Origin of the sequence: Luteimonas terricola, assembly GCF_004352845.1 — a bacterium.
Lineage (GTDB): Bacteria > Pseudomonadota > Gammaproteobacteria > Xanthomonadales > Xanthomonadaceae > Luteimonas > Luteimonas terricola.
This window is the reverse complement of record NZ_SJRX01000002.1, coordinates 368,510-382,357: the sequence shown is the minus strand read 5'-3', so window position 1 is coordinate 382,357 and position 13,848 is coordinate 368,510. Positions and strand designations below refer to the sequence as shown.

The following is a 13,848-nucleotide window of genomic DNA, read 5'->3' as shown; positions in this document are numbered from 1 at the left end:
CATGGCCGAGCCCAACGACATCCGGCACCTCGATGGCACCGCGCCGAGGATCATGGTCGTCGACGGTTCGCGCCTGGTGCGCAAGCTGATCGGCGACGTGCTCAAGCGCGAGTTGCCCGGTGCCGAGGTCGTCGCCTGTGCCGGCCTGGCGGAGGCGCACGCCGCGCTCGAGGCCGCGCCGATCGACCTCGCCACCACCTCGCTCGTGCTCCCCGACGGCGACGGCCAGCAGCTGGCCGAAGCCGTGCGCGCCGCGGCCGGCCAGCGCTACGTGCCGGTGGTGGTGGTGTCCGGCAATGCGCAGCAACATCTCGAAGGGCGCCACTTCAGCGACGACATCACCGACTACTTCGACAAGTCGCACGGCCACCACGCGCTCGCCGAGTTCATCCGCGGCTACGTGCAGCCCGCGCCGATCCCGGGCGTGCGCGTGCTCTACGTCGAGGACAGCCGCACCGTGGCGCTGGCGACGTCGCGCATGCTCAAGGCGCAGCAGATGGAGGTCGAGCACGTGACCAGCGTCGAGGCCGCGCTCGAGTTCCTGCAGGCGCGCCGCGACGCCGGCGACGCCCCCGGCGTCGACCTCGTGCTCACGGACGTCTACCTCAAGGGCGAGCTCGACGGCGGTGACCTGGTGCGGGCCATCCGCGGCGAGTTCGACTACTCCAAGCGCCGCCTGCCGGTGCTGGTGATGACCGGTGACGCCAATCCCGCCAACCAGGCCGCGCTGCTGCGCGAAGGCGCCAACGACCTGGTGCTGAAGCCCATCGAGGAGCGCCTGCTGGTGACCAAGGCGCTGTTCCAGCTGCGCCTGGCGCGGACACCCGGATCCACGGTCTTCGGCGCGTGAACGACGCCGAAGACCGCATCCGCATGGAACCGTCCTGGAAGGCGCGGGTGGGCGACTGGTTCGAACGCGACGACATGCGCGAGCTGTCGGCCTTCCTGCGCGAGCGCAAGGCGGCGGGCGCGCGCATCTTCCCGCCGGGTCCGGAGATCTTCGCCGCCTTCGACGCCACGCCCTTCGACGACGTGCGCGTGGTGGTGCTCGGCCAGGACCCCTACCACGGCGCCGGCCAGGCGCACGGGCTGTCCTTTTCGGTGCGCCCCGGCGTGCGCGTGCCGCCGTCGCTGGACAACATCTTCAAGGAGATCCAGCGCGACCTCGGGATCGCCCGCCCCGACCACGGCTGCCTGCTGCCCTGGGCGCAGCGCGGCGTGCTGCTGCTCAACGCCGTGCTTACCGTCGAGGAAGGGCGCGCGGGGTCGCACCAGCGCAAGGGCTGGGAGGGCTTCACCGACCACGTGGTCGAAGTGCTTGGCCGCGAGCGCGAGGGCCTGGTGTTCATGCTCTGGGGCGCCTATGCCCAGGCCAAGGGCAAGGTGATCGACCCGCGCCGCCACCGCGTGCTGCGCAGCACGCATCCCTCGCCGCTGTCGGCGCACCGGGGATTCCTGGGCTGCGGGCATTTCTCCGCGGCCAGCGAATATCTCGTGCGCAGCGGTGGAAGGCCGATGGACTGGTCGCTGCCGCCTGCCGCAGCGCTGGTCCCGGCGTAAACCGGGCCACGAGGTCGGGGAAGGCGCGCTCGGACGTGCTTATCGTTCCATTAACGCAACGATGGGAACCTTCACGATCCTTAGCAGTCGAAGTTGGACACTGCTAAAATGACTGCCATGACCGCAACCACTGCTACCGCACTCGTCCCCAACAGCCTGCCCATCCCCAGCGCGCTCGGCTCGCTGGACGCCTATATCGGCGCCGTGCACCAGATCCCCGTGCTCACGGTGGAAGAGGAGCAGGCGCTTGCCCGCCGCTTCCACGACGGAGAAGACCTCGGCGCCGCGCGCGAGCTGGTGATGTCGCACCTGCGCTTCGTGGTCCACGTGGCCCGCGGCTACAACGGCTACGGCCTGCCGCTGGGCGACCTCATCCAGGAGGGCAACATCGGCCTGATGAAGGCCGTGAAGCGCTTCGACCCGGACGTCGGCGTGCGCCTGGTCTCGTTCGCGGTGCACTGGATCCGCGCCGAGATGCACGAGTACATCATCAAGAACTGGCGCATCGTCAAGGTCGCCACCACCAAGGCGCAGCGCAAGCTGTTCTTCAACCTGCGCCGCAGCAAGAAGCGCCTGGGCTGGCTCAACGCCGCCGAGGTCAGCGCGGTGGCGAAGGATCTCAACGTCTCCGAGCGCGAGGTGGTGGAGATGGAGTCGCGCCTGTCCGGCCGCGACGTCGGCTTCGACGCGTCCGCCGACGATGACGACGAGCGCGCGCCGCCGGCACCGGCCGCCTACCTGATGTCGCGCGACGAGGATCCGTCGCAGGCCTACGAGCGCGAGGACAGCGCGTCGCAGCAGCTCGGGCTGCTGCGTGAGGGCCTTGCAACCCTGGACGCGCGCTCGCGCGACATCGTCCAGCGCCGCTGGCTCGACCCCGACAGCAAGGTCACGCTGCAGGAGCTGGCCGACGAATACGGCGTCTCCGCCGAGCGCATCCGCCAGGTGGAGGCCAACGCGCTGAAGAAGATGAAGGGGCTGTTCGCGGCCTGAGCCGCACGACACCGCAGCGCCGCGACGGCCCGGGAAACCGGGCCGTTCCGTTCGTGGCCGGGCTATCGCCGCCTTGGTTTCACCACTTGAACAGCACCAGGCTGATCGCCAGCACGCCCATGCCGCTGACCAGGCCGTAGACGGTCTCGTGGCCGCGCGAATAGCGCTTGGCCGCCGGCAGCAGTTCGTCCAGCGCCAGGAACACCATCACGCCGGCGATGACGCCGAACACGCTGCCGAACACCGCGTCCGACATCCACGGCCGCAGCAGCGTATAGCCGATGATCGCGCCCACCGGCTCCGCCAGCCCCGACAGCAGGCAGGCGCCGAAGGCGTAGGCCTTGTTGTTGGTGGCGAAGTACACCGGCACCGCGATCGCGATGCCCTCGGGCACGTTGTGGATGGCGATGGCGAAGGCCAGCGGCATGCCCACGCCGGGGTTCTCCAGCGTGGCGAAGAAGGTTGCCAGGCCTTCGGGAAAGTTGTGCACGGTGATCGCCAGCGCGGTCAGCAGGCCGACGCGCTTGATGTAGGCGGCGTTGTGCTCGCGGAAGAAGGGATCGTCGGCCTCCAGGCGCTCGTGCGGGTTGGGGATCAGGCGGTCGATGGCCATGATCAGGCCGACGCCGCACAGGAAGGCCAGCGTGCCGAGGCTGAAGCCCGCGCGGTCGCCGTAGCCCTGGCTGAAGGAATGGATCGACTTGTTGAGGATCTCCGACAGCGAGACATAGACCATCGCACCGCCGGCAAAGGCCAGGCCGAAGGCGAGCAGGCGCGCGTTGGGCGTCTTCTGCGCGAACACCAGCAGGCCGCCCACGCCGGTGGCCAGCCCGGCCGCGGTGGTCACGGCCAGCGCCATGAGCAGGTTGGCGTTGGAGAACTCGATCATGTGCCGCCGCTCCCGCCCTTTCCGAAAATGATCCGTGCCGCGCGCTGGTAGCTCCAGTACGCCCAGGTCCAGTTGAACATCACCACCACGCGGTTGCGAAAGCCGATCAGGAAGAGGATGTGTACCAGCAACCAGAACCACCACGCCAGCACGCCGGAGAGCTTGATGCGCCCGAAGTGCACCACCGCGGCCATGCGGCCGATGGTGGCGAGGTTGCCCCAGTCACGGTAGCCGAAGGCGGGCGCGGCGTGGCCGCCGATGCGCGCGCGGATCGCCTGCGCGACGTGGCGTCCCATCTGCTTGGCCGCCGGTGCAACGCCGGGCACCGGTTGGCCGTCGGGGCGGGTGACGGCGGCCAGGTCGCCGGCGACGAAGATCCGCGGCTGCCCCGGCACGCCCAGGTCCGACTCGACGGGCACGCGTCCCGCGCGGTCCAGCGGCACGCCGAGTGATCGCGCCAATGGCGAGGCGGCGACGCCCGCCGCCCAGAGCACGGTGCGCGACGGCATGAAGCGATCGCCCAGGCGGTAACCAGAGGCGTCGATGGCGGTGACCGGCGTGCCGGTGAGCACCTCGACACCCAGGCGCTCGAGCTGTCGCCGCGCCCGCTCCGAAAGAGCGTCGGGGAACGAGGCCAGCACGCGCGGGCCGGCCTCGATCAGGCGCACCCGCGCGCTGGCCGGATCGATGTTGCGGAATTCGTCGCGCAGCGTGTGGCGTGCGATCTCCGCCAGGGTGCCGGCCAGCTCCACTCCGGTCGGTCCGCCGCCGATGATGGCGAAGTCGAGCCAGGCGGCGCGCTTCGCGGGATCGGATTCCGCTTCGGCGCGCTCGAAGGCAAGCAGTACGCGGCGGCGGATGCCCAGTGCGTCGTCCAGGGTTTTCAAGCCGGGCGCGTGCGCGGCCCACTGGTCGTTGCCGAAATACGCGTGGGTGGAACCGGCGGCCAGCAGCAGGTAGTCGTAGGCAAGGTCGGTGCCGTCGTCCAGGCGGATGCATCCGGCCGCTGCATCGACCGCCTCCACGTCCGCCAGCCGCACTTCGACGTTGCGCTGCCCGCGCAGGATGTGGCGCAGCGGCGCGGCGATGTCCGGTGCCGACAGTCCCGCGGTCGCCACCTGGTAGAGCAGCGGCTGGAACAGGTGGTGGTTGCTGCGGTCGACCAGGGTGATGCGCACGCGGTCGCGGGCCAGTGCACGCGTGGCCCAGAGGCCGGCGAAGCCGCCGCCCACGACCACCACCCGGGGAAGGGAGGACACATCCATTGCGCTATTGTGCTCGCATCGCGCCACCCGGCGCACCGCCGGAGCCCACGCAATGCCCGATCACGAGAAGCGCATCGCACTGTTGATCGACGCCGACAACGCGCCGGCGTCGAAGATCGAGGTGATCCTCGCCGAGATCGCGCGCCACGGCGTGGCCAATGTGCGCCGCGCCTACGGCAACTGGAAGAGCCAGCACCTGGTGGGCTGGGAAAAATGCCTGCACACCTGGGCCATCCGCCCGATCCAGCAGTTCGCCTATACCAGCGGCAAGAACGCGTCCGACATGGCGATGGTGATCGATGCCATGGACCTGCTGTACGCGCGCAACCTGGACGGCTTCGCCATCGTGTCTTCCGACGCGGACTTCACGCCGCTGGTGATGCGCCTGCGCAACGACGGCGTGGCGGTGTACGGCTTCGGGCAGGAGAAGACGCCGGAGCCGTTCGTGCGCGCCTGCTCGACCTTCCTGTACCTGGAGAAGCTCGGCGAACCCGACGAAGACAACGGCGACGCCCGCCAGGCGCCTTCGCCGGCGCAGCTGCAGCACGATGCCGACCTGGTGCGCCTGCTGCGCGGCGCGGTCGACGCCACCCAGGGCGAGGACGGCTGGTCCAAACTGGGCGCGGTCGGCAGCCACGTCGGCAACCAGGGCTCGTTCGACTCGCGCAACCATGGCTACCGCAAGCTCAGCGACCTGATCGAAGCGATCGGCCTGTTCGAGGTACGTCGCCAGGGCCAGGTGATCGAGGTGCGCAACAGCGGGAACCGTGGTGCCGCCCGCAAGCAGGCGACGGCGAAGGGCGATGCGGCCGCGCCCGCGGCGAAGGCAGGCAGGACTGCCAAGAAGGCTGCCAAGTCCACCAAGGCAAAGGGCCCGCCTCAGTAGAGGTCGATGGGGTCGACGTCCAGCGACCAGCGCACGCGTCGCGCTTCGGGCAGCGTGTGCAGCCTGGCGACCACGGCATCGAGCACGAGGTGCAGCGCACGCCGACCGGGTGAAGACAGCAGCAGCTGTGCGCGATGCATGCCCGCGCGCCGCGGCATCGGCGCCGGCACGGGGCCTGCGATCAGCAGCGCCTGCGACTGCGCGGCCGGCAGTGCATCACGCGCCTGGCTGAAGGCGGCGGCGGCGGCCTGCAGGAACGCATCCGGCAGCCCGGTCTTCTGCGCTTCGGCGCGCAGCATGGCCATGTGCGCGAACGGCGGGAACGCCGCGGCTTCGCGCTGGCCGAGCTCGGCATCGGCGAAGGCCCGGTAGCCACCGTGCACCAGCACCTCCAGCAGCGGGTGTCCGGGATGGTGGGTCTGCAGCAGCACTTCGCCCGGACGCTCGGCGCGTCCCGCGCGCCCGGAGACCTGCACCAGCAACTGCGCGAGCTTCTCGCTGGCGCGGAAATCGGCCGAGAGCAGGCCTTCGTCGATGCCGACCACGCACACCAGCACCAGCTTCGGCAGGTCGTGTCCCTTGGCCAGCATCTGCGTGCCGACCAGGATCCCGGGGCCGTCATCGAGCTTGGCCAGCTCGCGCGCCAGGCCGTCGCGCCGGCGCGTGCTGGCACTGTCGATGCGCAGCACCGGCACGTCGCCGAAGCGCGCGGCCAGCAGTTCCTCGATGCGCTCGGTGCCCACGCCCTGGGGCTGCAGTGCCAGGCCGGCGCAGTCCGGGCAGGCCATCGGCACCGGCCGCCGTGAACCGCAGTGATGGCATTGCAGGCGGCGGCCGCCGGCGTGCACGGTCATCGGCACTGCGCGCTCGGGCGCGCTGCAGCGCGGGCAGGCGGCGCTCCAGCCGCAGTCGTGGCACAGCAGCACCGGCGCGTAGCCGCGGCGGTTCTTGAACACCAGCACCTGGCCGCCGCCGTCGAGCGCGGTGCGGATCGCCGCAAGCAGCTCTTCGGACAGGCCCGCCTGCAGCGGCCGCTTGCGCACGTCGAGCACGCGCACCCGCGGCGGCTTCGCTTCGCCCGCACGCGTGCGCAGGCGCAGGTGCGCATGGCGACCGGCGCGGGCGTTGTGCAGGGTTTCCAGCGAAGGCGTGGCGCTGCCCAGCAGCACCGGCACGTCCAGCGCCTTGCCGCGCACCAGGGCGACATCGCGGGCGTGGTAGCGGATGCCGTCCTGCTGCTTGTAGCTGCCGTCGTGCTCTTCGTCGACTACGATCAGCCCGGCATTGGGCAGCGGTGCGAAGACCGCCGAGCGGGTGCCCACCACCACCTGTGCCTCGCCGCGCCAGGCGGCCGCCCAGGCGCGCGCGCGCTCGCCGTCGTTGAGCCCCGAATGCAGCGCGTGCACCGGCACGCCCAGGCGCGTGCGGAAGCGGGCAAGCATCTGCGGCGTGAGCCCGATCTCCGGCACCAGCACCAGGGCCTGGCGGCCGTGGGCCAGGCAGCGTTCGGCGATCGCCTGCAGGTAGACCTCGGTCTTGCCGCTGCCGGTGATGCCTTCCAGCAGCACCGGCGCGAACCCCGCCGCGGCACGCAGCGCCTCCAGCGCCGCGGCCTGTTCGACGGTGGGCATGGGGCCGGGCTGCACGGCGGCGGACGATCCCGGTCCGTCGACCACCACGCGCTCGACCAGCCCGCGCTCTTCGAGGCTGCGTGCCGCCGTGCGCCATCCATCGATCGCATCGTCGAGGAGGTCCTCGGCCAGCGGTCCGTCGCGCAGTGCCTCGGCCAGCCGTCGGGGGCGGCCGCCGGCGCGCAGCCCGTCGATCGCTGCCGCCCCGGCAGCAGTAAGCGCGCGCCCCCAGGTGGCCGTGTCCGGCAGCGGCTCGCCGCGGCGCAGGGACGCCGGCAGGGCGGTGGCCAGCACCTCGCCCAGCGGCGCATGCAGGTAGCGCGCCAGCCATTGGCAGCTCGCCAGCAGTTCCCCGTGGACCAGGGGCTCCGGATCCAGCCAGGCCAGGGCCTCGCGCAGTGCCGGCGCGTCGCCGCCGACCGGGCCGGCCGCGGCCACCACGCCCACGAGTTCGCGCGGGCCGAAGGGCACGCGCACGCGTCGGCCGACGTCCGTCGGCGAGGCTTGGCCACCGCCGGGCGCGAGATAGTCGAACAGGCGCGGCAGTGGCAGCGGCAGCGCGATGCGCAGGACGTTTGCAGGCATCGCGGCAGTCTAGCGACTCACCCGGAGGGGTCGGAGGTCGGTTGCAGGCCATAGTTGCCTTGCAAACTACGATTCGGCTGCAAGTCCTCGACAGACAAAGGAATTTTGTTTATCCACACAGGCTGTGGATAAGTCTGTGCATGGTGTCTGCGGGGAGTGCGCAATAGCGCATGGGAACAGCGTTCAGGCTGCGTTGGCGAAAAATTCACCATTCGAAAGAATTCAATTGAATTCAAATACTTGGCCGTGAAACATGGCTGTAGCAATGCTCCACGTTGGAGTGAAGGCCCGATCAATGACATTTGCGTGACCGCTGTGAACAACCTTCAGGGGTGCGGAACGCTCGCGCGGGACCGCTGGAACGTAAAGTGTGCGCCCCGTCAAGGGGCGGCCCCCGCCACGGCCACGGCTATGATGGCGCCCTGCACGCGCCCGGCCCCATGACCCCACGACTCCCGACCGAACCCGCCGATGCCGCCGCGCCCACTGCGCTGGGCGCCTTCCTGCGCGGCGTGGAGCGCCGGGGCCTGGTGTTCGCGCGGCTGCTGGCCGGCTCCCGTGAGGCCGGGGACGACGCCCTAGCCTGGGCGCTGGAGCGCTTCGCGGGCGAGGCCGGGAGGATCGCCTTCGGCGAATGGCCGCGCCGCTTCTGGTCGCTGTTGCTGGCCGCGCCCGCGCTGCGGCGCACGCCGTCGGATCCAGGCTGGGACCCCCGGTTCGAATGGCTGTCGCGGATCGGCCACGGCCCGCGGGCGGCCCTGCTGCTGCGCCTGGTGGCGGGGCTGGCCGAGTCCGATGCCGCGAGCGTGCTCGGCATCGCGCGACCCACCTACCGCCTCGGCCTGCAGCGCGCGCTGCCGCACCACGCCGACGGCAGCGCCGACGTTGAAGCCTGGCAGGCGCTCGGCCAGGCGGCGCAGGACATGCAGCGCGCGCTGCCGCCGGGGTCCCTGGCGCTGTCCTTGCGGTTGGGCGAGAGGGTGGGTGACGGGACGGGTGACGCCGCACCACCGCGCGCCTCAGGCCGCCAGCCGGCGGGCCGCGGCGTCCGCGCGGCCCTGTGGCTGGTGGCGCTGGTTACTCTCGGCGGCCTGGGGGCCACCTTCGTTGCCATCGACCGCCTGCCCGAAGGCCTGGACGAAGCGCCGGGCCACATCCTGTCCGAACCCCTGTCCATGGCCGAACCACCGGCCGGGCGCTATGCGGATGAGGACGCGCTGGCCCTGCATCCCGACCTGGGCCTGTTGCTGGACGGCGAGGACCAGGACGCCGCGGCCGCCGATCCCGCGTTCCACGCCTGGCTGGTGGCGGAAGCCCGGGCGAACGCGGATGCGGATGCCGCGTCCGCCGGTGTCGCTGCGTCCGCTGCTGCCATTGCGCGCCCGGAACCCCGGTCCCGGCCGGCGACGGAGCGCCTCGCCGCGCTCGACCCTGCCGCCCGCACGCGCCTGGTCCAGCGCCGCGACCAGTGGGACGCGCTGCCGCATGCCGAGCGCGGCGATCGCCGCGAGCGCTGGCAGGCATGGCACGACTTCTCCGCGACGGAGCGCGCGCAGCTGCGCCAGGTGGTCGCCGGCTTCGCGCTGCGCAGCCCTGACGAACAGGCTGCGCTACGCGCCCGCTTCGACGCCATGGATGCCAGCGAGCGCCACGGCTGGCTGCTCGGTCCCGACCTTGGCGCCGACTACCCGCGGCTGCATCCGCTGATCGCCCAGGTGCCGCTCGATGCGCGGACGGCGCTGCTCGAGGCCCTGCGCGGACTGGACCCGCAGGCCCGCGACGACCTGGCCGTGCTCGCCGCGCGTACGCCGCCGCAAGCGCGCGCCGAGCTGCGCATCGAGCTGCTCGCCATCCCGGCCGCGCAGCGCGGCCGCTGGCTGCGGCGCACCGTGGCGCCGGTCCAGTAAGCACCATGTCCACGCAATCCGAACCGCTTCGCTTCGGCGGCGAAGTCCGTGCCACGGCCGTGCTCGCCACTCCGCTGGTCTTCGGGCACCTGGCCACCGGCATGATCGGCCTGGTCGACAGCGTGATCGCCGGTCGCCACGGCACCGCGACGCTGGCCGCGGTGTCGGTCGGCACGGCCATGTTCTGGCTGCCGATGATGATCCCGATGGGCACGCTGATGGCGCTGCCGCCCTCGGTGTCGCAGCTCAATGGCTCCGGCCGCCGCAGCGAGATCGCGCCGCTGTTCCGGCAGTCGCTGTGGCTGGCGCTGGGCCTGGGCCTGCTGCTGTTCGCTTTCCTTAGCCTGGCGCCGATGGTGCTCGCGCCGATGGGCATTGCCGAAGGCATCCGCCCGGGCGCCCGCGACTTCCTGCACGGCATCCGCTGGGGCGTGCCGGCGCTGACCCTGTACTACGCCATGCGCTACCTGAGCGACGGCCTGCACTGGACGCTGCCGACCATGCTGCTCGGCTTTGGCGGCCTGCTGCTGCTGGTGCCGCTGGGCTACGCCTTCACCTTCGGCCGCTTCGGCCTGCCCGAGATGGGCGCCGGCGGGCTGGGCCTGGCCTCGTCGCTGATGATGTGGGCGCAGGCGATCGCCTTCGCCGTCTATCTTGCGCGCGCGAAGCGGTTCGCGTCCCTGGGCCTGTTCGCGCGCTTCGATCCACCGCTCCTGGCGCCGATCCGCGACCTGCTGCGCACCGGCCTGCCGATCGGCGTGACGGTGGCGATGGAGGGCGGACTGTTCGTGGTCACCGCGCTGCTGATCGGCCGCCTGGGGCAGTTCGAGGCCGCGGCCCACCAGGTCGCGATCAACGTCGCCAGCCTGTGTTTCATGATTCCGTTCGGCGTGGCCGAGGCCACCACGGTGCGCGTCGGCCATGCGATGGGCGCGGGTGGCGGTCGCGAAGGCGTGCGCCGGGCGATGCTCGCGGGGCTGGCGCTGGTGCTCTGCACCCAGGCGCTGTCGGCGCTGGTGCTGGTGGCGGGACACGACGTGATCGCCTCAGTATACACCGCCGACCAGGCGGTGGCGGCGCTGGCGGGCTCGCTGCTGCTGTTCGCGGCGGTGTTCCAGTTTCCCGACGGCGTGCAGGTGCTGTCGGCCGGTGCGCTGCGCGGCCTCAAGGACACGCGCGTACCGATGCTGCTGGCCGCGTTCGCGTACTGGGGCGTCGGCATGGCCCTGGGCGCCACGCTCGGGCTGGGGATGGGCATGGGCCCCCGCGGCATGTGGATCGGACTGATCGCCGGCCTGGTGGTCGCGGCGCTGCTGATGGGCGCGCGCTTCCTGCGCACCTCGGGGCGCTTGCCCCGAAGGGCGCGGTGACCAAAGGCGGATGACGCCGGCGCCCGCCAGCGGTGATACTGGCGGCAACGCATCACTTTCCTGCGAGTTGCCCACATGTCCGATCCGCAAGACACCGTCCGGCGCCGCCGCGGTCCCATCGCCCGCGTGCTGGTCGGCGCCTGGGACACGCTCAACTTCACCCGCCGCCTGGTGTTCAACCTGTTGTTCCTGCTGGTCGTGGTGGTGCTGTTGATCGCGCTGCTCAGCGCCGAGCGCGCCAAGCCGGTGCTGGACCGCACGACGCTGGTGATCGCGCCCCAGGGCGCCCTGGTCGAGCAGTTCAGCGTCGACCCGGTCAGCCGCGCGATCGGCAAGATGAGCGGCAGCGATACGCCCGAAGTGCGCCTGCGCGACCTGCTGCGCGTGATCGAGAAGGCCGCCGCGGACGATCGCATCGAGCGCGTGCTGCTGCGCACCGACCGCATGGCGTTCTCCGGCTACGCATCGATGCGCGAGCTTGCCGACGCCATCGGCACGCTGCGCGAAGCCGGCAAGGAAGTGATCGCCTATGGCGACTACTTCGGCCAGGCCCAGTACCTGCTGGCCGCGCAGGCCGACGAGGTCTACATGGACCCCTACGGCGGCCTGGTGCTTGAAGGCCTCGGCCGCTACCGCCAGTACTATCGCGAGGGCCTGCAGGACAAGCTTGGCGTCGACATCCACCTGTTCAAGGTCGGCGAGTTCAAGTCCGCGGCCGAGCCCTACGTGCTCGACCACGCGTCGCCCGAGGCCAAGGAAGCCGACCTGTACTGGATGAACGACATCTGGCAGCGCTTCCTGGGCGACATCGCCACGGCGCGCGGGCTGGATGTCGCCGTGCTGGCGGCGAACGTGGAGACGCTCCCCGAGGGCGTCGATGCCGCCGGCGGCGATCTCGCGAAGCTTGCCGTGGACCAGAAGCTGGTCGACGGCCTGAAGACGCTCGAGGAAGTGCAGCAGCTGCTGGCCGAGCGCGGCGAAGCCGACGAGGACAGCGACAGCGGCGTGCGCGACATCGCGTACGACGCCTACCTCAAGCACGTCACCGGCCCGCTGGCCGCCGCCGATGCGCGGCCGCAGGTGGCGGTGGTGGTCGCCGAAGGCGCGATCATGGGTGGCAAGCAGAATCCCGGCAACGTCGGCGGCGAGTCGACCTCGGCCCTGCTGCGCGCCGCGCGCGACGACGAAGCGGTCAAGGCCGTGGTGCTGCGCGTGGACTCCCCCGGCGGCGAAGTCTTCGCTTCCGAGCAGATCCGCCGCGAGGTGGTGGCGCTCAAGGCCGCCGGAAAGCCCGTGGTGGTGTCGATGGGCGACCTGGCCGCGTCCGGCGGCTACTGGATCAGCATGGACGCCGACGCGATCTATGCCGATCCGTCGACGATCACCGGTTCGATCGGCATCTTCGGCATGTTCCCGACCATCCCGCGCACGCTGGAGAAGATCGGCGTGCGCACCGACGGCGTCGGCACCACGCGCTTCGCTGGTGCCTTCGATCCGACCCGCCCGCTGCAGCCCGAGGTCGGCGCGGTGATCCAGAGCGTGATCGACAAGGGCTACCGCGACTTTGTCGGCAAGGTGGCCGGCGCCCGCGAGCGCAGCGTCGAGCAGATCGACCTCGTGGCCCGTGGCCGCGTGTGGAGCGGTGCCCAGGCGAAGGAACGCGGCCTGGTCGACGAATTCGGCGGCCTGCGCGACGCGCTGGCCAACGCCGCCTCGCGCGCCGAGCTCGGCGAGGACGACAGCTGGGGCGTGAAGTACATCGAAAAGCAGCTCACTCCGTTCGAGAACTTCGTGGCCGGCATGGCCGAGAGCCGCATCGGCGCGGGGATGCTGGCGCGCAGCGGGTTTGCGCAAAGCCTGCTGCTCAACGCCATGCCCGGCGTCGCCGGCGACCTGCGCTTCATCGAGCAGGCCATGGCCCGCGGCGGACACCCGGTGAAGGCCGTCGCCCACTGCTTCTGCATGCCGTGAGCACCATGGACCGGTCGCGCTGGCGCCTGGACGGACAGTTGGCCCTGGTCACCGGCGGCAGCGCCGGCATCGGCCGCGCCATCGCCGCCGAACTGCTGGGCTTCGGCGCGCGCGTGCTGATTGCCGCGCGCGACGGCGACGCGCTCGAAGCCACGCGCGAGGAGTTGCTCGAGGAGCATCCCGAAGGCGACGTGCGCGCGCTGATCGCCGACGTCGCCGACGACGAGCAGCGCCGCGAGCTGCTGGACTGGGTCGAGGACCAGGGCGAAGGCCTCAACATCCTGGTCAACAACGCCGGCGGCAACCTGGCCAAATCCTCGATCGACTACACCGAGGACGAGTGGCGCGAGATCTTCGAGGTCAACCTGTTCAGCGCCTTCGAACTCAGCCGCTACGCCTATCCGCTGCTGACCCAGCACGCGGCCAGCGCCATCGTGAACGTGGGCAGCGTGTCCGGCGCCGTCCACGTGCGTACCGGCGCGCCCTACGGCATGAGCAAGGCCGCACTCCAGCAGATGACCCGCAACCTCGCCTGCGAATGGGCCGAGGACGGCGTGCGCGTGAACAGCGTGGCGCCCTGGTACATCCGCACCCGCCGCACCTCGCCGGCGCTGGCCGATCCGGACTACCTCGACGACGTGCTGCTGCGCACTCCGATGGGGCGTATCGGTGAACCGGAGGAGGTGGCCGCCGCGGTTGCATTCCTGTGCCTGCCTGCGGCGGGCTATGTCACCGGCGAATGCATTGCCGTGGATGGCGGGTTCCTGCGCTACGGGTTCTGATTCCTCCGC

The 13,848-nt window shown here is 71.1% G+C and carries 11 protein-coding genes; 8 read left to right on the top strand and 3 right to left on the bottom strand.

From position 1 onward, the window contains the following. The first annotated feature begins 1 nt into the window (after nt 1). The 3 genes from E2169_RS06475 (at nt 2) to rpoH (ending at nt 2,553) form a co-directional block, all read left to right on the top strand. Nucleotides 2-850 carry a response regulator gene (locus E2169_RS06475; protein ID WP_132985800.1) on the top strand — a complete coding sequence of 283 codons (849 nt, stop codon included), beginning with the start codon at nt 2-4 and terminating at the stop codon, nt 848-850. 23 nt (nt 851-873) lie between these two features. Continuing rightward, nucleotides 874-1,560 carry a uracil-DNA glycosylase gene (ung, locus tag E2169_RS06470; protein WP_132986005.1) on the top strand — a complete coding sequence of 229 codons (687 nt, stop codon included), beginning with the start codon at nt 874-876 and terminating at the stop codon, nt 1,558-1,560. 117 nt (nt 1,561-1,677) lie between these two features. Further along, nucleotides 1,678-2,553, top strand: coding sequence for an RNA polymerase sigma factor RpoH (rpoH, locus tag E2169_RS06465; RefSeq protein WP_132985799.1), 876 nt, complete (start codon nt 1,678-1,680; stop codon nt 2,551-2,553). A 79-nt stretch (nt 2,554-2,632) separates the two neighbouring features. On the opposite strand, the gene zupT is transcribed toward rpoH, so the two are convergent. Beyond that, nucleotides 2,633-3,442 (bottom strand): zinc transporter ZupT, encoded by an 810-nt coding sequence (gene zupT / locus E2169_RS06460; protein ID WP_132985798.1) that lies wholly within the window; start codon nt 3,440-3,442, stop codon nt 2,633-2,635. Next, a complete protein-coding gene (locus E2169_RS06455) occupies nt 3,439-4,707 on the bottom strand; it encodes an NAD(P)/FAD-dependent oxidoreductase (protein WP_132985797.1) in 1,269 nt (422 codons plus the stop codon). Before E2169_RS06455 ends, zupT begins: the two co-directional genes overlap by 4 nt. A gap of 52 nt (nt 4,708-4,759) precedes the next feature. On the opposite strand from E2169_RS06455, the gene E2169_RS06450 reads away from it, so the two are divergent. Further along, on the top strand, nt 4,760-5,593 hold the full coding sequence (locus E2169_RS06450; protein WP_132985796.1) for an NYN domain-containing protein: 834 nt from the start codon (nt 4,760-4,762) through the stop codon (nt 5,591-5,593). Here the strand turns inward: E2169_RS06450 and E2169_RS06445 are convergent. After that, on the bottom strand, nt 5,587-7,809 hold the full coding sequence (locus E2169_RS06445) for a primosomal protein N' (RefSeq protein ID WP_132985795.1): 2,223 nt from the start codon (nt 7,807-7,809) through the stop codon (nt 5,587-5,589). The genes E2169_RS06450 and E2169_RS06445 overlap by 7 nt on opposite strands. A 440-nt stretch (nt 7,810-8,249) precedes the next feature. Between E2169_RS06445 and E2169_RS06440 the strand changes: the two genes are divergently transcribed. From E2169_RS06440 to E2169_RS06425, 4 genes are all read left to right on the top strand, one after another. Continuing rightward, a complete protein-coding gene (locus E2169_RS06440) occupies nt 8,250-9,716 on the top strand; it encodes a DUF3106 domain-containing protein (RefSeq protein WP_132985794.1) in 1,467 nt (488 codons plus the stop codon). A 5-nt stretch (nt 9,717-9,721) separates the two neighbouring features. After that, nucleotides 9,722-11,086 (top strand): MATE family efflux transporter, encoded by a 1,365-nt coding sequence (locus E2169_RS06435; protein WP_132985793.1) that lies wholly within the window; start codon nt 9,722-9,724, stop codon nt 11,084-11,086. 75 nt (nt 11,087-11,161) lie between these two features. Continuing rightward, on the top strand, nt 11,162-13,057 hold the full coding sequence (gene sppA, locus E2169_RS06430; RefSeq protein WP_132985792.1) for a signal peptide peptidase SppA: 1,896 nt from the start codon (nt 11,162-11,164) through the stop codon (nt 13,055-13,057). Between the two features lie 5 nt (nt 13,058-13,062). Further along, nucleotides 13,063-13,839: an SDR family oxidoreductase gene (locus E2169_RS06425; RefSeq protein WP_132985791.1), complete on the top strand. Its 777-nt coding sequence runs from the start codon at nt 13,063-13,065 to the stop codon at nt 13,837-13,839. The last annotated feature ends 9 nt before the right edge of the window (nt 13,840-13,848 follow it).

Coding starts and splice junctions, on each gene's coding strand:
- ung (WP_132986005.1), top strand. CDS start 874: ATGGAACCGTCCTGGAAGGCGCGGGTGGGCGACTGGTTCGAACGCGAC.
- E2169_RS06425 (WP_132985791.1), top strand. CDS start 13,063: ATGGACCGGTCGCGCTGGCGCCTGGACGGACAGTTGGCCCTGGTCACC.
- zupT (WP_132985798.1), bottom strand. CDS start 3,442: ATGATCGAGTTCTCCAACGCCAACCTGCTCATGGCGCTGGCCGTGACC.
- E2169_RS06455 (WP_132985797.1), bottom strand. CDS start 4,707: ATGGATGTGTCCTCCCTTCCCCGGGTGGTGGTCGTGGGCGGCGGCTTC.
- rpoH (WP_132985799.1), top strand. CDS start 1,678: ATGACCGCAACCACTGCTACCGCACTCGTCCCCAACAGCCTGCCCATC.
- sppA (WP_132985792.1), top strand. CDS start 11,162: ATGTCCGATCCGCAAGACACCGTCCGGCGCCGCCGCGGTCCCATCGCC.
- E2169_RS06435 (WP_132985793.1), top strand. CDS start 9,722: ATGTCCACGCAATCCGAACCGCTTCGCTTCGGCGGCGAAGTCCGTGCC.
- E2169_RS06445 (WP_132985795.1), bottom strand. CDS start 7,809: ATGCCTGCAAACGTCCTGCGCATCGCGCTGCCGCTGCCACTGCCGCGC.
- E2169_RS06450 (WP_132985796.1), top strand. CDS start 4,760: ATGCCCGATCACGAGAAGCGCATCGCACTGTTGATCGACGCCGACAAC.
- E2169_RS06475 (WP_132985800.1), top strand. CDS start 2: ATGGCCGAGCCCAACGACATCCGGCACCTCGATGGCACCGCGCCGAGG.
- E2169_RS06440 (WP_132985794.1), top strand. CDS start 8,250: ATGACCCCACGACTCCCGACCGAACCCGCCGATGCCGCCGCGCCCACT.